The sequence below is a fragment of the Bradyrhizobium sp. C-145 genome, from assembly GCF_023375135.1.
Classification (GTDB): domain Bacteria; phylum Pseudomonadota; class Alphaproteobacteria; order Rhizobiales; family Xanthobacteraceae; genus Bradyrhizobium; species Bradyrhizobium zhanjiangense.
The window spans coordinates 5,135,907-5,152,799 of record NZ_CP088150.1; the positions used below are offsets into that span (position 1 = coordinate 5,135,907).

At 64.2% G+C, this 16,893-nt stretch carries 18 protein-coding genes; 8 read left to right on the plus strand and 10 right to left on the minus strand.

Annotation, left to right across the window (positions count from 1 at the left end; genetic code table 11):
* Positions 1–312: 312 nt before the first annotated feature.
* Complete coding sequence (locus LRP30_RS24090; protein ID WP_249756518.1) at positions 313–3,804, minus strand: indolepyruvate ferredoxin oxidoreductase family protein; 3,492 nt, start codon at positions 3,802–3,804, stop codon at positions 313–315.
* A gap of 280 nt (positions 3,805–4,084) precedes the next feature.
* Between LRP30_RS24090 and LRP30_RS24095 the strand changes: the two genes are divergently transcribed.
* Positions 4,085–5,311 (plus strand): c-type cytochrome, encoded by a 1,227-nt coding sequence (locus LRP30_RS24095; RefSeq protein WP_249756519.1) that lies wholly within the window; start codon positions 4,085–4,087, stop codon positions 5,309–5,311.
* 221 nt (positions 5,312–5,532) lie between these two features.
* On the opposite strand, the gene LRP30_RS24100 is transcribed toward LRP30_RS24095, so the two are convergent.
* Positions 5,533–6,177, minus strand: coding sequence for a trimeric intracellular cation channel family protein (locus tag LRP30_RS24100; protein ID WP_128947386.1), 645 nt, complete (start codon positions 6,175–6,177; stop codon positions 5,533–5,535).
* A gap of 160 nt (positions 6,178–6,337) precedes the next feature.
* Between LRP30_RS24100 and LRP30_RS24105 the strand changes: the two genes are divergently transcribed.
* Positions 6,338–6,727, plus strand: coding sequence for a hypothetical protein (locus LRP30_RS24105; protein WP_249756520.1), 390 nt, complete (start codon positions 6,338–6,340; stop codon positions 6,725–6,727).
* A 187-nt stretch (positions 6,728–6,914) separates the two neighbouring features.
* Here LRP30_RS24105 and LRP30_RS24110 read toward each other — a convergent pair whose 3' ends face one another.
* From LRP30_RS24110 to LRP30_RS24120, 3 genes are all read right to left on the minus strand, one after another.
* Positions 6,915–7,724, minus strand: coding sequence for an isocitrate lyase/phosphoenolpyruvate mutase family protein (locus LRP30_RS24110; RefSeq protein WP_091894690.1), 810 nt, complete (start codon positions 7,722–7,724; stop codon positions 6,915–6,917).
* 93 nt (positions 7,725–7,817) lie between these two features.
* Positions 7,818–8,168, minus strand: coding sequence for an antibiotic biosynthesis monooxygenase (locus LRP30_RS24115; protein ID WP_091894692.1), 351 nt, complete (start codon positions 8,166–8,168; stop codon positions 7,818–7,820).
* Between the two features lie 28 nt (positions 8,169–8,196).
* Positions 8,197–8,505 carry an NIPSNAP family protein gene (locus tag LRP30_RS24120; protein ID WP_249756521.1) on the minus strand — a complete coding sequence of 103 codons (309 nt, stop codon included), beginning with the start codon at positions 8,503–8,505 and terminating at the stop codon, positions 8,197–8,199.
* Between the two features lie 161 nt (positions 8,506–8,666).
* Here LRP30_RS24120 and LRP30_RS24125 point away from each other — a divergent pair, with 161 nt between their 5' ends.
* The 3 genes from LRP30_RS24125 (at position 8,667) to LRP30_RS24135 (ending at position 11,041) form a co-directional block, all read left to right on the plus strand.
* Positions 8,667–9,365 carry an ArsR family transcriptional regulator gene (locus LRP30_RS24125; protein WP_164939827.1) on the plus strand — a complete coding sequence of 233 codons (699 nt, stop codon included), beginning with the start codon at positions 8,667–8,669 and terminating at the stop codon, positions 9,363–9,365.
* Positions 9,366–9,531: 166 nt separating this feature from the next.
* A complete protein-coding gene (locus tag LRP30_RS24130; protein WP_249756522.1) occupies positions 9,532–10,539 on the plus strand; it encodes an alpha/beta hydrolase in 1,008 nt (335 codons plus the stop codon).
* A gap of 250 nt (positions 10,540–10,789) precedes the next feature.
* Complete coding sequence (locus tag LRP30_RS24135) at positions 10,790–11,041, plus strand: hypothetical protein (protein ID WP_249756523.1); 252 nt, start codon at positions 10,790–10,792, stop codon at positions 11,039–11,041.
* A 161-nt stretch (positions 11,042–11,202) separates the two neighbouring features.
* On the opposite strand, the gene LRP30_RS24140 is transcribed toward LRP30_RS24135, so the two are convergent.
* Together LRP30_RS24140 and LRP30_RS24145 are read right to left on the minus strand one after the other, a co-directional pair.
* The gene (locus LRP30_RS24140) at positions 11,203–11,487 is read right to left on the minus strand and encodes a twin-arginine translocation signal domain-containing protein (protein WP_249756524.1); all 285 of its coding nucleotides are present in this window, start codon (positions 11,485–11,487) and stop codon (positions 11,203–11,205) included.
* Positions 11,488–11,601: 114 nt separating this feature from the next.
* A complete protein-coding gene (locus LRP30_RS24145) occupies positions 11,602–11,916 on the minus strand; it encodes a hypothetical protein (RefSeq protein ID WP_249756525.1) in 315 nt (104 codons plus the stop codon).
* Between the two features lie 129 nt (positions 11,917–12,045).
* On the opposite strand from LRP30_RS24145, the gene LRP30_RS24150 reads away from it, so the two are divergent.
* A complete protein-coding gene (locus LRP30_RS24150; RefSeq protein ID WP_249756526.1) occupies positions 12,046–12,702 on the plus strand; it encodes a glutathione S-transferase family protein in 657 nt (218 codons plus the stop codon).
* A 76-nt stretch (positions 12,703–12,778) separates the two neighbouring features.
* On the opposite strand, the gene LRP30_RS24155 is transcribed toward LRP30_RS24150, so the two are convergent.
* Together LRP30_RS24155 and LRP30_RS24160 are read right to left on the minus strand one after the other, a co-directional pair.
* On the minus strand, positions 12,779–13,126 hold the full coding sequence (locus tag LRP30_RS24155) for a hypothetical protein (RefSeq protein ID WP_128933154.1): 348 nt from the start codon (positions 13,124–13,126) through the stop codon (positions 12,779–12,781).
* A gap of 111 nt (positions 13,127–13,237) precedes the next feature.
* Entirely contained in the window at positions 13,238–14,770 is a 1,533-nt protein-coding gene (locus tag LRP30_RS24160) for an acyl-CoA carboxylase subunit beta (protein ID WP_128933153.1), read from the minus strand.
* 138 nt (positions 14,771–14,908) lie between these two features.
* On the opposite strand from LRP30_RS24160, the gene LRP30_RS24165 reads away from it, so the two are divergent.
* Together LRP30_RS24165 and LRP30_RS24170 are read left to right on the plus strand one after the other, a co-directional pair.
* Positions 14,909–15,313, plus strand: a complete 405-nt coding sequence (locus LRP30_RS24165) for a DUF4260 domain-containing protein (protein ID WP_091894706.1) — start codon at positions 14,909–14,911, stop codon at positions 15,311–15,313.
* A gap of 162 nt (positions 15,314–15,475) precedes the next feature.
* The gene (locus tag LRP30_RS24170) at positions 15,476–16,072 is read left to right on the plus strand and encodes a hypothetical protein (protein WP_249756527.1); all 597 of its coding nucleotides are present in this window, start codon (positions 15,476–15,478) and stop codon (positions 16,070–16,072) included.
* Between the two features lie 133 nt (positions 16,073–16,205).
* Here the strand turns inward: LRP30_RS24170 and LRP30_RS24175 are convergent, their stop codons facing one another.
* The gene (locus tag LRP30_RS24175) at positions 16,206–16,862 is read right to left on the minus strand and encodes a carboxymuconolactone decarboxylase family protein (protein ID WP_249756528.1); all 657 of its coding nucleotides are present in this window, start codon (positions 16,860–16,862) and stop codon (positions 16,206–16,208) included.
* Positions 16,863–16,893: the final 31 nt, after the last annotated feature.

Here is a 16,893-nt window from a genome sequence, read left to right on the forward strand (position 1 = left end):
TCGTGCACGCGAGACAATCCCCGTGCGACGCAGCCCGCGTCCACCGCCGCTCACCCCGCGTTTCGTGACGATCGCGATACGCCCCTGTGACTGGGATGAGGTGAGCGACAGCTACGATAATCCCGAATTTCGGTAAAGTGGAATATTTTTCCGCTAGCGGATTGACCCATGGCATGAGTGTTTTGCGCGACGGGCAACGCAAGGGGTGGTGCCGTAGGGTGGGCAAAGGCGCAACGCGCCGTGCCCACCATCTCGCCGAGATCAATCCTGAAGACGTGGGCACGCTTCGCTTTGCCCACCCTACAGGACTGCCTACTCGGCTGCGATCTGCCGTGGCGCCGGCGGTGGGTTGGCGAGGTCGGCGGCGAGCTGGGCGTAGCGGGCCTTGGCGTCGTTCACCACCTTCTCCTTCACCGGGCCGTAGCCGCGGATACGGTCGGGCAGCGAGAGCAGTTCGACGGCGGTGTCGTGCGTGACCGGCGACAAAAGGCCGAGCACGGTTGAGACGTCCTTCTCGTAGCCGGCGATCAAATCGCGCTCGAGCTTGCGGTCGGCGCTGCGGCCGAAGATGTCGAACGGGGTGCCGCGCAGGAATTTGAATTTTGCCAGCACGCGGAAGACGTTCAGCATCCACGGGCCGAAGGCGCGCTTCTTCGGACGGCCCAGCGCGTCGACGCCGCTGCTGAGGATCGGCGGCGCCAGATTGAAGCTGAACTTGAAGTCGCCCTCGAACTGGTCGCGGAGCTGCTGCTCGAAGGCGCCATTGCTGTAGAGGCGTGCGACTTCGTATTCGTCCTTGTAGGCCAGGAGCTTGGCGTAGTTCACCGCGACCGCGCGCGGCAGTGCATCGCCATAGCCGCCCTGCTTGGCGGCATCGCGAACCTGGTCGACCAGCTTGCGATAACGCTTGGCGAGACGATTGTTCTGGTAGGCGGTGAGGTGCTTGGCGCGATGCTCGATGACCTCGTCCAGCGTCATCGCCTCCAGCGTCTTGGGCGCGACGACCTCGTTCGTCCCCTTCAGCATGTCGGCAAGGCGCTTGGGGTCGGCGACTGCAAGGCGTCCGAGGCGGAAGGCCTCCTTGTTCATCTTGATCGAGACGCCGTTGACTTCGATGGCTTGCTCGATCGACTCCGCCGACAGCGGGAACAGCCCCTTCTGATAGGCGTAGCCCATCATCATCATGTTGGTGGCGATGGCATCGCCGAGCAGCTGCTCGGCCGGTCTGGTGAAGTCGAAGAATACGGAGTCCTTGTGCAGCGCCGTCTCCAGCACCGCGTTCAGCTTGCGGGTCTGGAAGTTGAAATCGCGGTTGAGGATGAAGTCGGCGGTGGGGATGACGTGGCTGTTGATGATGCCGTGCGTGCGGCTGGAGTCACAGAGTGAGATCGTATCCTTGGCAACCGCGACCACCTCGTCGGCTGCGAGCACGAGATCGGCCGTGCCGGTGACGATGCGCGAGCAGGTCACCTCGGCCGGATGATCTGATAGCCGCACATGGCTGAGCACCGCCCCGCCCTTCTGCGCGAGGCCCGACATGTCGAGGATCATCGAGGCCTTGCCCTCGATATGCGCGGCCATGCCGAGCAGCGCGCCGATAGTGAGCACGCCGGTGCCGCCGACACCGCCGACCGCGATGTTATAGGGCTTGTCGAGGGCCGGACGCGAGGCCGGCTCGGGCAGCTCGCCGATATCAGCGAGTTCGCTAGGTGCACGGTGGCGCGGCGCACCGCCGTCGATCGTGACGAAGGACGGGCAGAAGCCCTTCAGGCAGGAATAGTCCTTGTTGCAGGAGGACTGGTTGATGGCGCGCTTGCGGCCGAACTCGGTCTCCAGCGGCTCGACCGAGATGCAGTTCGACTGCACCGAGCAGTCGCCGCAGCCTTCACAGACCGCCGGGTTGATCATGACCCGGCGCGCCGGATCTTCCATCAGGCCGCGCTTGCGGCGGCGACGCTTCTCGGCCGCGCAGGTCTGCACGAACACGATCGCAGACGTGCCCTTGTATTCGCGGCACATCTTCATGACGTTGTCGAGCTCGTCGCGGTGATGCTTCTTCACGCCGGGGGCGATGGTGTCGGCCGGGTAAGCGTCGGGGTTTTCCGAGACCAGATAGAGCTCGCGGATGCCTTCGGCGTAGAGCTGCTGGGTGATCTGCTGCGGCGAGAGATCGCCGTCATGGCGCTGACCGCCGGTCATGGCAACGGCGTCGTTGTAGAGGATCTTGTAGGTGATGTTGGCCTTGGAGGCGATCGCCTGGCGGATGGCGAGAATGCCCGAATGGAAATAGGTGCCGTCACCGAGATTCGCGAAGATGTGGTTCTCGTTGGTGAACGGCGCGATGCCGACCCACGGCACGCCCTCGCCGCCCATATGCGTGAAGGTCTCGGTCGAGCGGTCCATCCACAGCGCCATGAAGTGGCAGCCAATGCCGGCAAGCGCGCGGCTGCCTTCGGGGACTTTCGTCGAGGTGTTGTGCGGGCAGCCGGAGCAGAAATAGGGGGTGCGGGAGACAGGCGCGACCGCCTGCATCTGCGTGGCCTGGCGGCCGTTGAACCAGTCGGCCTTGACGCGGAGCATCTCCGCAATTTCAGGGTTGAGATTAAGTCGAAGCAGCCGCTCTGTGAGCGAGGTCGCAAGCGAGGCGACGCTGAGCTCGGCGGCGAAGGTGAGGAAACGCTTGTCGTGCTCGTCCATCTTGCCGACGATGCGCGGGCGGACGTCGTCGCGCCAGTTGAACAGCTCCTGCTTGACCTGGTTCTCGACGATCTCGCGGCGTTCCTCGACGATGAAGATCTCCTCGAGCCCCACAGCGAAGTTGCGAACGCCCTCCGGCTCCAGCGGCCAGGGCATGCCGATCTTGTAGAGGCGCAGGCCGATCTTGGCGGCGACCTCCTCGGTAATGCCGAGCTCGCGCAGCGCCTGCCGTACGTCCTCATAGCTCTTGCCCGATGCCATGATGCCGAAGCGGGCGTTCGGCGAATCCATGGTGACGCGGTTGACCCTGTTGGCGCGCGCAAAGGCAATCGCGGCAAAGCCCTTGTAGTCCTGCAGGCGGCGATCCTGCTCGAAACGGTCGTCGGGCCAGCGCAGATTGAGGCCACCGGGCGGCAGCTCGAAATCGGAGGGGATGATGAAGGGCTTCATCTCGTCGGTGAGGTCGATCTCGGCCGTGGTCTCCACCGTCTCCGTGATCACCTTCATGCCGACCCAGCAACCCGAGTAGCGCGACATCGCGATGCCGAGTAGACCCATCTCGATCATCTCGTGAATGCTCGAGGGGTAGAGATACGGCATCAGCGCCGAGATGAAGGCATGGTCGGACTGATGCGGGACGGTTGAGGATTTTGCGCCGTGGTCGTCGCCGGCAAGACACAAGACGCCGCCGTTCTTGGCCGAGCCGGCAGCATTGCCGTGGCGGAACACGTCACCGCAGCGGTCGACGCCGGGGCCCTTGCCGTACCAGATGCCGACGACGCCATCATATTTGGCGCCGGGCGAGAGATTGAGCTGCTGCGAGCCCCACACGGCGGTCGCCGCGAGGTCCTCGTTCACGCCGGGCTGGAACTTGACGTTGTACTGTTCGAGATGCTTTCGCGCCGCGAAGAGCTGCTGGTCATAACCGCCGAGCGGCGAGCCGCGATAGCCCGAGATGAAGCCCGCGGTGTTGAGGCCATTGGCGCGATCGCGCCGAATCTGGGCCATGGGCAGGCGCACCAGCGCCTGAATGCCGGTGGTGAAGACGTGTCCAGTTTGCTGGGTATATTTCTGATCGAGACTGATCGGACCCTGGTTGATGCCCATGCTGTCCTCTTCCACCCTTCTTGGCGTTTGGCCACTTAAGCCGTTGCCTGCCCGTCGTTTTTAGCTAGGGCGCGCCGACCACCTCCGCCACTTTATGTCGGATATTTAACGCTCCGCATCACAAATCTCGGCCAAACGAAGCGCGGGGTAAAAATCGCAATTTCGTGGCCTGAAACACGCTAGGCATTTTCAATTTGTGTCACCATACCCCCGCCGTCGCGAAATGAATTGATGCCCCGTCATGCCGGATGCGGGCGATTGGTCGCAGGAGAGGCTTTCGATGCGGACGATTCTGGTTGGCTCGGCTCTCGTGGGTTTGGCGTTGTGCAGTGCAGTTGGAAGCGCGGCCCGCGCCGCCGAGCCCTCGCCGGAGCTGATCGCTTACGGCAAAACGCTGGTCGAGGCCGGTGGCTGCGCGGGCTGCCACACCGCCGATCCGGCCAAGCCGTTCGCGGGCGGAAAGCGCATCGATACGCCCTTCGGTGCGATCTATGCGCCGAACCTCACACCTGACCGCGACACCGGGATCGGCGCCTGGACCGATGCCGACTTCACGCGCGCCGTGCGCTATGGCGTCGCGCCTGATGGTTCGAACTACTATCCGGCGTTTCCCTATCCCTATTTCACGCGGATGACGAAGGACGACACGCTGGCGATCCGCACCTACCTGGGAACGCTGGCGCCCCTAGCTAACCGCAACAAGCCGCCGGAGCTGCGCTGGCCGTTCGGCTATCGCGGCCTAATGCGGGTCTGGAACTATCTGTACTTCAAGCCCGGCCTGTTCGAGCCCGACCAGAGCCAGAGTGCCGCGTGGAGCAGAGGCGGCTATCTCGTCACCGGTCTCGGTCATTGCGGCGCCTGCCATACGCCGAAGAACTATTTTGGCGTGGACAAGCAGGCGCAGGCGCTATCCGGCAGCGAGATCGGCGGCTGGTATGCACCAAGGCTCGACGGCGCCGCGCGCACCGGGCTGAAGTCGTGGAGCGCCGACGATATCACCGAATATCTGCAAAGCGGCCGCAATGCCAAGAGCCATGCCGGCGGACCGATGGCGGAGGTGGTCGTCAACTCGACCTCGAAGATGAGCAATGCCGATGTGCAAGCGATCGCGGTCTATCTGAAGAGCCTGCCGCCGGCGCGGCGCGAGACCATCGTGACGCCGCCCGATGATGCCGAGATGAAAGCCGGTCAGGCGGTCTACGCAAAGCTCTGCGTCGCCTGCCATGAGGCCGACGGTACAGGCAGCCCGCGGATCTATCCGCCGCTGCCCGGCAACGCGCTGCTGCAATCGATCAATCCGTCCTCCACCTTGCGCATCATCCTCGACGGCGCCCACACCGTGACGACGCCGCGCGCACCCAACACCGGCGAGATGCCGGCCTATGCCAAGCAATTGTCCGACGGCGAGATCGCCGCGGTGACGAACTACATGCGCAATTCCTGGGGCAATGCGGGCCCGCTGGTGACGCCGTCGCAGGTGGCGAAGGCGAGGAAGGAGAAGGAGTAGGTCACCGTCGCCTCCTCACCGTCATTGCGAGGAGCTCTTGCGACGAAGCAATCCAGACTACCACCGCCGAGGGATTCTGGATTGCTTCGCTGCGCTCGCAATGACGACGTGGATGGACCTGTCCGTATGCCGACCAGCTTGACTCGCGAAAACTCCCCCTCACCCGCCGCGCTTCGCGCGTCGGCCTCTCCCCGCAAGCGGGGCAAGGCGAAGAGAGCGCGCTATCTCTTTTCATCTCCCGTGAACACGAATTTCGGCATCTCCCATCTGTAGCGCACCGCGAGCAGACGGAAGCTGAGGCCGAGAACGAAGGTCAAGATCGTCCAGAGCTCGGCATTGAGATTGAGACCGAAGGCGGTGGCGTAGAACAGCCCGGTCACGACCGAGACGCTGGCGTAGAGCTCGGATCGAAACAGGAGCGGCACGTCGTTGCAGAGCACGTCGCGCAACACGCCGCCGGCGCAGCCTGTCACCATGCCCGAGACGATCACGATCGGCAGCGAAGCATCCATCTGCCAGCCGACGTTGCAGCCGATCATGGTGAAGACGACGAGGCCGATGGCATCGAGAACGATGAAGGCGAGGTGCAGTCGATGCACCAGCCGCGCGATCAGGATCGTCAGCAGCGCTGCCCCGCCCGGCAGCGCGAGGTAAATCGGGTTGGCGACCCACACCAGCGGATAGTGCCCGAGAAACAGGTCGCGCAGCGTGCCGCCGCCAAGCGCGGTCACGCAGGCGAGAAGACAAACGCCGACATAGTCCATGCTGCGCCGACCGGCGGCCAGTGCGGCCGTCATGCCCTCCGCCGTCAAGGCGACGAACGCCAGAAGATGCAGCACGCTGTCGGTCGGCGGCAGGCTCCACATGGATTTGTTCCCCGGTCCGCCATGGAACTTAGCCCACGGTTCCCTAGACAGGTTCCTGATTCCCGCGGCGGGAGCAACATGCGACGAAAGCATAAAGCGCCGGGAACAGAATCTCGCATCTACGGGTTGTCCCGCGGCAATAACCCGAGGAGACCTATCGATGGCTGACGACCGTTTTCCCAACGATCCGTACCGCCCGAACCTCGCCGACGATGAGTATCTTCGCGCGGCGCGCCGGGACGCCGACCTTCAGGCCGATCCCGAACTTGGCGAAGGCCCCGCCTCCAGTGGCAAAGTTGCGCTGTTTGCCGTTGCGATTGCGCTAGTGCTGGGTGCCGTGTTCTACGGCCTGAACAATACCAGCACGACCAACCAGGCCAGCAACACACCGGCCCCGCAAACCGCGCAGACGCAGCCGACCAATCCGGCCTCGCCTCCCGGTATGCGCGACGTAACGCCGCGCAACAACGCCGGGCCGGGCGTGACCACGGGTGCGGCACCGAGCAAGCCGGCCCCGGATACGCAGACGCCGTCTGACGGCGCGAAGTAAAAATAACACGATAGCTGTCGTCGCCCGGCTTGACCGGGCGACCCAGTACTCCGAGATAGTCGTGGCTAAATCGAGAAGCCGCGGCGTACTGGATACCCCGCCCCCGGTGCGCAATTGCGCACGGGGGCATGACAGCGAGAGGATGCGAGAGCGGCGGGACCTCAGATCCCGCCGCTTTTCGTTTGGGTCAGCTGAACATCTTGTTGAGCTCGCCGCCAGAATAGCCGTTGCCGAGCTCGGTGAAGGTTCCCTGCTCCGCCATTTCCTTCGCCGCCCGCATGAAACCGCCCCAGGCGGCGCGGGCGAGCGAGCCACCGACGCTGATGCGGCGCACGCCGAGATCGGCGGCCTCCTGCAACGACAGGCCGGCGCCGCCGATCAGGAGATTGAACGGTTTTGGATGCACCGCCTTCACCACCGCCGCAATGTCCTCGCGGCTCTTCAGGCCCGGCGCATAGAGGCAATCGGCGCCGGCGTCCGCATAAGCGGTGAGCCGGTCGATGACCAGTTTGAGGTCGGTCACACCCCACAAATACGCCTCGCAGCGGCCGACCAGCAGCGTGCCGCTGTCGCCGATCGCCTTGCGCGAGGCCTTGATCCGCTCGACCGCGAGCGCGCGGTCGTAGAGCGGCTTGGCCTTGTCGCCAGTGGAATCCTCGATCGACAGGCCGGCAACGCCGGTGCGCACGCAGCGCTCGACATTGTCGGCGACCTTGTCCGGCTCGACGGCAAAGCCGCCCTCGAAATCCGCGTTGACGGGGATGTCGACGGCGGAGCTCAATGCTGCCAGATGCTGACAGACGTCCTCGACGCTGACGTGATTATCGGCCTTGCCGATGGTCCAGGCAAAGCCCGCGCTCGATGACGCAATCGCCTTGAAGCCGAGATGCTGCAATGCTTTGGCGCTGCCGACATCGACCGGATTGGGCAGGATGAAGCAGCCGCTCTCGTGCATCTTCTTGAAGGTTGCGCGCTTGTCAGCGGTTGTCACATGCATGTTTCTCTCCCTTATTGGCCGCGAAGACATAGGCGCGCAGTCAAGGCAGCGCTAGTAGCGCGCCCGGGCAGCGCTAGTGCATGCCCTGCAGCGCTAGTGCGCGTCGTGCACCGCGCGGCTGTCCTTCGGCGCCTGCTCCCGATCGTTCATGCCATAGTCACGGATGACGCTGGCAATGCGCAAATGATAGTCGGCGAATATCTTCGCCCTGCCCTTGGCCTGGGTGCGGCGATGCTCCATCGTGTTGCGCCAGGCCTCGACGGCCGCCTCATCCCGCCAGAACGACACCGACAGGATCTTGCCCTTCTCGGTGAGGCTCTCGAAACGCTCGACCGAGATGAAACCGTCGATGGTTTGCAGGATCGGCTTCAGGTCGGCCGCGAGGTCGAAATAATCCTGGCGGTGTTCCGGCTTCGGCCAGACTTCGAAGATCACGGCGATCATGGGCGTCTCCTGCTAACGATGTCGTAGCCTACAATACCACTTTGCGCAGGAATGTGCGCTCCTCCGCGAGGATGAACTTGTTCTCCTCTGCGAAATGGAAGTTCGCCATGCCTTCGGCGTCCTGCCGCAGCCGCGCACGATAGGCCTCATAGGCGGCCAGGCTCTCGAAGGTGATCAGCGCTAAGGCGATGTTGTTGGTGCCCTCATGCGGCATGAAATAGCCGATCAGCTCGCCACCGCATTTCGGGATGATGGTGAGCCAACGTTTCGAGTATTCCTCGAACTGCGCGCGCTTGAAGGGATCGAGCTGGTAGCGGATGAGGACGGTGACGGACATGATGGGCTCTCCTATCGTTTCTCCGTCATTGCGAGCGCAGCGAAGCAATCCAGGAATCCCTCCGCGGAAACATCTCTGGATTGCTTCGCTGCGCTCGCAATGACGACGCCGTGAGAGACTACGCCCTTGCCCTACCGCAATGCTTCGGCTACCATCGAAGCATGAAATCAGGGCCTGACATCGCCATGGTCGCTTCGCTGGTCGGCGATCCCGCCCGCGCCAACATGCTGACCGCGCTGATGAACGGCCGCGCGCTCACTGCCAGCGAATTGGCGCAGGAGGCCGGCATCACGCCGCAGACTGCGAGCTCGCACCTGTCGAAGCTCGAGGCCGGCGGCCTCGTCGAACCGGAGAAGCAGGGCCGGCACCGCTACTACCGCCTCACCGACGACGACGTCGCCGGCGTGCTCGAAGGCCTGGCGGGGCTTGCCGCGCGGACCGGCCACATGCGCGTGCGCACCGGGCCGAAAGATCCGGCGCTGCGGCGTGCGCGGATCTGCTATGATCATCTCGCCGGCGATCTCGGCGTGCAGATGCTCGACACCATGCGCGCGCGACAGCTGATCAGGCAGAAGAAGCAGGAGATCGAGCTGACGGCCGAGGGCGAGCGCTTCCTCGCCAAGCATTTGCAGATCTCGCCCGACATGCTCACCCATCCGCGCCGCCCGGTGTGCAAGGCCTGTCTCGACTGGAGCGAGCGGCGGCATCATCTCGCCGGCACGCTGGGGGCCGCCATGATGCAGCGCTTCGCCGAACTCAAATGGGCCGCGCGCGACGCCACGCCCGGCAGCCGCGTCGTGAATTTCACCCGCACCGGCGAGAAGCAGTTCGCCGCGCTGTTCGGGAATGGCAAGGACTGATCACGCAAGCTGCGTGACGGCACACAATCCCGTGTGAACTCCCCCTCTCGTCATGGCCGGGCTTGACCCGGCAAGCCACGTCTTTAATGCGGCTGGCACGTGGATGCCCGGGACAAGTTCGCGAAGACGCGCTTCGCGCTTTTGCCCGGGCACACCGGAGACCTCAATGAACCGCATCTTCGCGGCCGCACTCGCTGCCGCCCTCTTCAGCATCCCGTTTGCATCCCGCGCCGCCGACACCGCGCCGCGCGAGCCCTATGGCATCGCGCTCGAAGGCTTTGCCTATCCCTATGCCGTGCACCTCTTGCCGCTCGTCAATGACAGCGAGCAGCTCAGCATGGCCTATATGGACGTGTCCCCCGCACGGCCGAACGGCCGCACCGTCGTGCTGCTGCACGGGCGCAATTTCCCGTCGAGCTACTGGGGCCCCGTAATCAAGATGCTGAGCGAGGCGGGTTATCGCGTCGTCGTGCCGGACCAGATCGGCTTCGGCAAATCATCCAAGCCGGACGGCGAGCTTCACTTCGACACGCTGGCGCGCAACACGATTGCGCTGCTCGATCATCTCAAGATCGACAAGACCGACATCGTCGCCCACTCGCTCGGCGGCATGCTGGGCGTGCGCATCGCCCGCGCCTATCCGGATCGCATCGCCCATCTGGTGCTGACCGCACCGATCGGACTGGAGGACTACCGCCTCTACGTGCCGCCGACGCCGACCGAGAAAATGATCGAGACCGAGGACAAGCTCACCGCGGAGGGCTACCGCAAGCAGCTGCAGACCAATTATGCGATCAAGCTGCCGCCGGAGGCGATCACGCCGTTCGTCGATGCCCGTTTCAACATCAAGGGCAGCCCCGACTATCCGCGCTGGCTGCGCGCTTTCGTCAGCTCCGGCCAGATGATCTATCGCGAGCCGGTGGCGCACGAGATTCCGCTTATCACGCTGCCCACGCTGTTCGTGATGGGGGCCGACGATCACAACGCTCCGGGACGGCCGAACGCGCCGGAGGCGCTGCGCGCCAAGATGGGACAGAACGCCGAACTCGCCAAAGCGTTTGCCGCGAAGATGCCGAATGCGCGGGCCGAGGTGATCCCGGACACCGGCCATCTCGTCTTCCTGGAGGCGCCGGAGAAGTATCGGGAGCTGGTGCTGGGCTTTCTTGGCCAGTAAAGCGTTTTCGAGCGAAGTGGACACCGGTTCGCGTAAAGAAAACGCGTCAAGCAAAGAGTCTAGCGCCATCGCTGTCGCCTGAAGCCGTATGCGAAGGAGCGTTCATGCCGCATTCAGGTCATGATTGGCAGGTTTGGATCGCGACGTGTCGGCACGCATAGGTTTAGCGTGTCGAATCGTGTCTTTTGATTCATTGTGCGCGCAAGCGCCGTCCCCCTAAGCCTGCCCCAAGGACCAGAAGGAAGATTAAATGAAATATCTGTTCGCCGCCGTCATGCTCGCCAGCGCAGTCGTCGGCTTCAGCGAGGCGGCCAGCGCCGCCGGCGGCTGCGGCCCCGGCTGGTATCGCGGCCCCTATGGCGGCTGCCGTCCGATGCGCGGTCCGGTCGTGGTGCGCCCCGGCCCCATCGTGGTCGCCCCGGCGCCGGTCGTCGTGGTGCCCCGCGCGCGCGTGTGCCCCTACGGCTTCCGCTGGTACGCCGGCCGCTGCCGTCCGTTCTGATCCTTTCGCCTTGCAAAATGGCCGCGCGGGACAACCTGCGCGGCCATTTTCGTTTGGATCGCCGCTGCCGACTTTCGTCCGCCGTGGAATCGGAGCGGCTCCAGAATCGAAACGGGGGCCGCCAGCGGCGATCCCCGTCCAATTCGCGAATTGTCGCGAGCTTACCAGTAATGACGGCGATGCCAGCGCCGGCGACGCCAACCCCAGTGTCGGCGGCGCCAGCCCCAATGCCGGCCGCGCCCACGCCAGTGCACCTGCTCAGGCTTCGCCAGCGCGGCTTCCTCGCTGGTGGTGACTGCGGGATGAGTATCGGAACTGCTCTGCGGCGTGCGGGTGGGATCAGCGACCGGTTGCGGTGACAGCGGCGCGGCCTGCGCGGTCGCAGCGAAGGCGGCGGCTCCCGCCGTCACCCCCAATGCAAGTTTCAAAAAGTTCCGGCGCTCCATGGCTTCTTCCTCTTGATCATCGTGCCTGTGATGCAGAAGAAGTGTCGTGGTCACGACATGAACCAAAGCTGAATCAGGTGATCAGATTAATTGGAGAATTCGTAGCCCTCCGCCCTACGTCGCGAACTCCTGCGCCAGCACCAACGTCTCGCGCGTGCGCGTCACATCGGGCCAGTCGCGGTTGAAGTCGGCGGTCAGGCGCTTGAGCGCATCACCCTTCAGCATCGCGGCGAGCTTCGTCTCGTCATCGAACTGATACATGGCCTGGTGCAGCGAGGGATTGTCCAGGCTCCAGTACCGCCAGGCCTTGGCTACGCCAAACGCCTTCACCGCGTCGGGCAGATGTTCCGTCTCGTACCATCTGTCGAAGGCGGCGCGCTTGCTCGCGTCGGCGACGATGGCGCGGACGACGAAGAAGGCTGATGGCATCGGGTTTCCTCCCATTGTTTGGGGCAAGACTAGCCGCTTCATGGGCCGGCGACAAAAACAGTTGGCACCGGTGTCGGAACGTGCGCCCTTCGCGCGTCCTTGATCTGAACTAGGACACGGAGACACCAAATGGCCGACCTCACCCTGACCACCTTCGATTGGGTTCCCGAGATGCCCAGAGGTTTCGTGCGCGACCTCCGTGTGCGCTGGGCGCTCGAAGAAGCCGCCTTGCCCCATCGCGTCGCAAGCGTGCCATTCGACGACCGCGGCCCCGCGCATCTCGCGCACCAGCCCTTCGGCCAGGTGCCGTGGCTGACCGACGGCGACCTCTCGATCTTCGAGAGCGGCGCGATCCTGCTGCATCTCGGCGAGCGCAGCGACAAGCTGATGCCGTCAGATCCGCGCGGCCGCGTCGAGGCGACGAAATGGGTGTTCGCCGCGCTCAATTCGGTGGAGATGGCGAGTCTGCCCTGGGCGATGCTGAAGTTCATGGGCAATGCGGACGACACGCCGGCATGGAAATTCCTGGACGGGTTCCTTGAGGTTCGCCTCAAGCATCTCGAACTGGTGCTGGCCCGCCGCGAATGGCTGGCGGGGTCCTTCTCCGTCGCCGACATTCTGATGTCGGACGTGCTGCGCCCCGTCGACCGCTTCGAGGGACTGGCGAACCACCCGGCCTGCCGTGCTTACCTCGCCCGGGCCACGGCCCGCCCAGCCTTTGCGAAGGCCCGTGCGGACCAGATGGCGCATTTTGCTGCGGCGGATAAGGCGCGCGGGATCTCGTAGGGTGGGTTAGCCTTGCGGCTGCGCGAAGCGCAGTCCGCTGGGCGTAACCCACCCTACGCACCGTGGATGCGGCGCGTCACACCAGCTTCATCGGCGCATCCGCGACGACGCGCAGGTCGATGCTGCCAATCAGCGCCGAACGACGCGCCTCCGCGGCACTGATGGCCTCGTCCGTCTGCCGCAACGTGCTGACATTCGAGCCGAGCGACACGATCCCGCCCAGCACCAGCGCGATCGACCCAAGCGCGGCGGTCTGGCCGGTCCCGAACAGGCCGAGGATCGTGATCAAGAGCAGCGTCGCACCGCCGCCGATCGCGATCTTGGAGGCCAGGATGTACTTCCGGCAGCGCTCGGCGATCTCGGCGAGCGCTTCGATCCGATCCTCGATATCTGAGATTTCGTCGCTCGGATCGTCTTCGATCATTGGATCAAGGATACCAAATCAGAAGAAACCAGTTGCCCACATGAGCGAAGCGACATGCGGGACCTGAGGAAGAACCCGGATGTCGCTACGCTCATCCGGGCGACATCTTTCTCACAACGGCAAATTGTCGTGCTTCTTCGCCGGCATTTCCGTCTTCTTGTCCTTCAGCATCGCCAGCGCCCTCGCGATGCGCTTCCGCGTCGAGTGCGGCATGATGACGTCGTCGATGTAGCCGCGCTCGGCGGCGATGAAGGGGGACAGGAAACGGTCTTCGTATTCCTTGGTTCGCGCCGCGATCTTGTCGGGGTCGCCGATGTCGGAGCGGAAGATGATCTCGACCGCGCCCTTGGCGCCCATCACTGCGATCTGGGCGGTCGGCCAGGCGTAGTTCATGTCGGCGCCGATCTCCTTGGAGGCCATGACGTCGAAGGCGCCGCCATAGGCCTTGCGGGTGATGATGGTCACCAGCGGCACCGTGCATTGCGAGTACGCGAACAAGAGCTTCGCGCCATGCTTGATCAGGCCGCCGTATTCCTGCGCGGTGCCCGGCAGGAAGCCCGGCACGTCGACGAAGGTGACGATCGGGATGTTGAAGGCGTCGCAGAAGCGTACGAAGCGCGCCGCCTTGCGCGAGGCGTCGCTGTCGAGCACGCCGGCCAGCACCATCGGCTGGTTGGCGACGAAGCCGACGGTGCGCCCCGCGATGCGGCCAAAGCCGGTGACGATGTTCTTGGCGAAGGCCTCCGCGATCTCGAAGAAATCGCCCTCGTCCACGACCTTCAGGATCAATTCCTTCATGTCGTAGGGCTTGTTCGGATTGTCGGGGACCAGCGTGTCCAACGACATGTCGACCCGGCCGATGTCGTCGAAGCTCGGCCATTCCGGCACACCGTCGGTGTTGTTGGACGGCAGGAAGTCGATCAGACGGCGCATCTGCAGCAGCGTCTCGACGTCGTTCTCGAACGCACCGTCGGCGATCGAGGAGCGCGTGGCGTGCACCGAGGCGCCGCCGAGCTCTTCGGCGGTGACGACCTCGTTGGTGACGGTCTTCACCACGTCGGGGCCGGTGACGAACATGTAGCTGGTGTTCTTCACCATGAAGATGAAGTCGGTCATCGCCGGCGAATAGACGTCGCCGCCGGCGCAGGGGCCCATGATGACTGATATCTGCGGGATCACGCCCGAGGCGAGCACGTTGCGGCGGAACACGTAGGAATAGCCGGCGAGCGCGGCGACGCCTTCCTGGATGCGGGCGCCACCGGCGTCATAGAGACCGATGATGGGCGCCCGCGCCTTCATCGCCATGTCCTGGAGCTTTGTGATTTTCAGCGCGTGCGTTTCCGAGAGAGAACCGCCGAACACGGTGAAATCCTTGGCGAAGACGAAGGTCTTGCGGCCGTTGACGGTGCCCCACCCGGTGACGACGCCATCGCCCGGCACCTTGGTCTTCTCCATGCCGAACTCGGTGGAGCGATGCTCGACGAACATGTCGAATTCCTCGAACGATCCCTTGTCGAGCAAGAGCTCGATGCGCTCGCGCGCCGTCAGCTTGCCGCGGGCGTGCTGCGCCTCGATGCGCTTCTCCCCGCCGCCGAGCTTGGCACCGGCACGACGATCTTCAAGGGCGTCCAGGATGTGTTTCATTTGCTCCCGCCAGTTCTTAAGTGATGCGGGGTTCTAACACGGCATTTTGCGGGCCGGAAAGCGCCTTTCGACCTCGCAGGGCTGCCCTGTCCGGGCTGAAAGCGTGAGGGATTACAAAGTTTTGCCTGGGAGGCGAGCATGGACGAAGGAACGGCCGAGACTGGTGCGGCGACGGGCGGTGTCAACATCCTGCTGCGGCTGGAGGGCCTCACCCTGTTCGCTGGCATGGTGATGCTCTACTGGGCGTGGGACGGCTCCTGGCTAGTGTTTGCCCTGCTCTTCCTCGTCCCCGACCTGAGCTTCCTGGCATACCTCTCCGACGCCAAACTCGGCGCACTGGTCTACAATGCCGCCCACAGCTACATGGCGCCGGTGTCGCTGCTGACACTTGGCTTCGGCCTCGCCTCGCCTTTGACCCTGTCCATCGCCTTGATCTGGCTCGCCCATATCGGCATCGACCGGGCGCTCGGCTATGGCCTGAAATATTCCGCGGGGTTCGGCTTCACCCATCTGGGGCGGATCGGCCGGCAGAAGGATGCCTGACCCGCGCGCGGCCTGCAAATTTGGTGGTCCGGCCCAGTTGACCAGGCCAGCCGATTCAGGCTTGCTTCAAGCTCACGATCAGGCGCCGAATGTTGCGTGAGCCCAGTCGGTACGGCGGCGGTCATTACGCCTCGGCTCGAGCATCACGCAAGCATCACTGAGATGTCCGCGACGGTCGTCCCCCTGCCGCCGAACTCATCGTCGGAAACCATCGACTTCCTGCGGCGCATGGCCAGCATGGTGTCGGGACGGAACGGCGAGATGCTGCTGCGTGCCGCAAGCCTGATCGTATCTCTGGCACAGCGGGCGATGTCGGCCGAGCGGCTCTATCACGAGCAGCAGGTCGAAAGCACGCGCAACACCGAGCTGCGCGAGGCCGCGGAGCTTGCTCGCGATGCCATGGTGAGCCAGATCGCAGCGCTGCGGGCACAGCTCGCCGAGGTCACCGCAGCGAGCGCGGCCCAGCGAGCCGCATTCGATGCCGAGCGCGGCAAGCTGCTTGGCCTGATGCAAGATGCCGAGAGTCATATCGGCAAGCTCAGCACGGAGCTCGACACGCTGCGCGCCTCTGTCGACAGTTTCAACGAGACCGTGGTCTCCGTGCCGATCGAGGTGCTGCGGCTGGCGCGGACGCAGTTCGAGTATCTCTCGAACGGCTTTGCTAGACGCGGCGACGTGATCTCGCAGGCGATGAGCGAGATCGGCGGCTTTGCGATCGACCAGGCGCTGACGGGGAAGAAAACGGCCGATCCCGCCTGAGAGCTGCCCACCCTACGCCCCCGTCATTGCGAGCGCAGCGAAGCAATCCAGAATCTTCCCGCTGAGGGACTCTGGATTGCTTCGCTACGCTCGCAATGACGCGTGGAGAGAGCTGCGCTCGCAATAACGAGCCCTACGGCTCACCCGGCCTAAACGGTTCCTGCTTGTCCGGCGGCACGGTCTCCTCCGCCATGGCAAGCAGCATCGCCACCATCACGTAATTGCCGGCGACTGCGGTGAGGTCGACGATCTGCTGGTCGTTGAACACCTTCTTCGCGCGCGCGTAAGTCTCGTCGGTGACCTTCTTGATGGTGGTGAGCTCGGTGACGAAATCGTAGACCACCGCCTCGTCATCGGCCATCTTCGAGGGCCGCTTGTTGGCCCTCAGCTCTGAGATGATATCGGCCGACAGGCCCGCCTTCGCCGCCAGCGGCGCGTGTGCGTACCATTCCACCTGCGAGCGCCACTGCCGCCCGATGATCAGGATCGCGAACTCGTTGAGCTTGACCGGGACCGAGGTCTCCCAGCGCAGGTAGTGGAACAGGTCGAACAGGCGCTGGCCGAGCACGGGACTGCGGATCATCGGATTGTAGGGCCCGCCGATGCCGACGCTCGACACCTTCATGATCTGTTCGCCGAGCGGCTTCTGCCTGGCGTCCAGCTGATCCATGGTGAGCTGCGGAAAGCGTGGCTCCTTGCTGGTGGCGGGGCCGGCGAACATCGTGGCGCCGAGCCAGCCGGCAGCTGCCGCAAGCGTGAGCGACGACAGCCAGAGCGGCGTTGAGTTCATTGTTATCCTCCCGGTTTTTCCTTGGCGGGAG

Coding starts and splice junctions, on each gene's coding strand:
- LRP30_RS24090 (WP_249756518.1), bottom strand. CDS start 3,804: ATGGGCATCAACCAGGGTCCGATCAGTCTCGATCAGAAATATACCCAG.
- LRP30_RS24095 (WP_249756519.1), top strand. CDS start 4,085: ATGCGGACGATTCTGGTTGGCTCGGCTCTCGTGGGTTTGGCGTTGTGC.
- LRP30_RS24100 (WP_128947386.1), bottom strand. CDS start 6,177: ATGTGGAGCCTGCCGCCGACCGACAGCGTGCTGCATCTTCTGGCGTTC.
- LRP30_RS24105 (WP_249756520.1), top strand. CDS start 6,338: ATGGCTGACGACCGTTTTCCCAACGATCCGTACCGCCCGAACCTCGCC.
- LRP30_RS24110 (WP_091894690.1), bottom strand. CDS start 7,724: ATGCATGTGACAACCGCTGACAAGCGCGCAACCTTCAAGAAGATGCAC.
- LRP30_RS24115 (WP_091894692.1), bottom strand. CDS start 8,168: ATGATCGCCGTGATCTTCGAAGTCTGGCCGAAGCCGGAACACCGCCAG.
- LRP30_RS24120 (WP_249756521.1), bottom strand. CDS start 8,505: ATGTCCGTCACCGTCCTCATCCGCTACCAGCTCGATCCCTTCAAGCGC.
- LRP30_RS24125 (WP_164939827.1), top strand. CDS start 8,667: ATGAAATCAGGGCCTGACATCGCCATGGTCGCTTCGCTGGTCGGCGAT.
- LRP30_RS24130 (WP_249756522.1), top strand. CDS start 9,532: ATGAACCGCATCTTCGCGGCCGCACTCGCTGCCGCCCTCTTCAGCATC.
- LRP30_RS24135 (WP_249756523.1), top strand. CDS start 10,790: ATGAAATATCTGTTCGCCGCCGTCATGCTCGCCAGCGCAGTCGTCGGC.
- LRP30_RS24140 (WP_249756524.1), bottom strand. CDS start 11,487: ATGGAGCGCCGGAACTTTTTGAAACTTGCATTGGGGGTGACGGCGGGA.
- LRP30_RS24145 (WP_249756525.1), bottom strand. CDS start 11,916: ATGCCATCAGCCTTCTTCGTCGTCCGCGCCATCGTCGCCGACGCGAGC.
- LRP30_RS24150 (WP_249756526.1), top strand. CDS start 12,046: ATGGCCGACCTCACCCTGACCACCTTCGATTGGGTTCCCGAGATGCCC.
- LRP30_RS24155 (WP_128933154.1), bottom strand. CDS start 13,126: ATGATCGAAGACGATCCGAGCGACGAAATCTCAGATATCGAGGATCGG.
- LRP30_RS24160 (WP_128933153.1), bottom strand. CDS start 14,770: ATGAAACACATCCTGGACGCCCTTGAAGATCGTCGTGCCGGTGCCAAG.
- LRP30_RS24165 (WP_091894706.1), top strand. CDS start 14,909: ATGGACGAAGGAACGGCCGAGACTGGTGCGGCGACGGGCGGTGTCAAC.
- LRP30_RS24170 (WP_249756527.1), top strand. CDS start 15,476: ATGTCCGCGACGGTCGTCCCCCTGCCGCCGAACTCATCGTCGGAAACC.
- LRP30_RS24175 (WP_249756528.1), bottom strand. CDS start 16,862: ATGAACTCAACGCCGCTCTGGCTGTCGTCGCTCACGCTTGCGGCAGCT.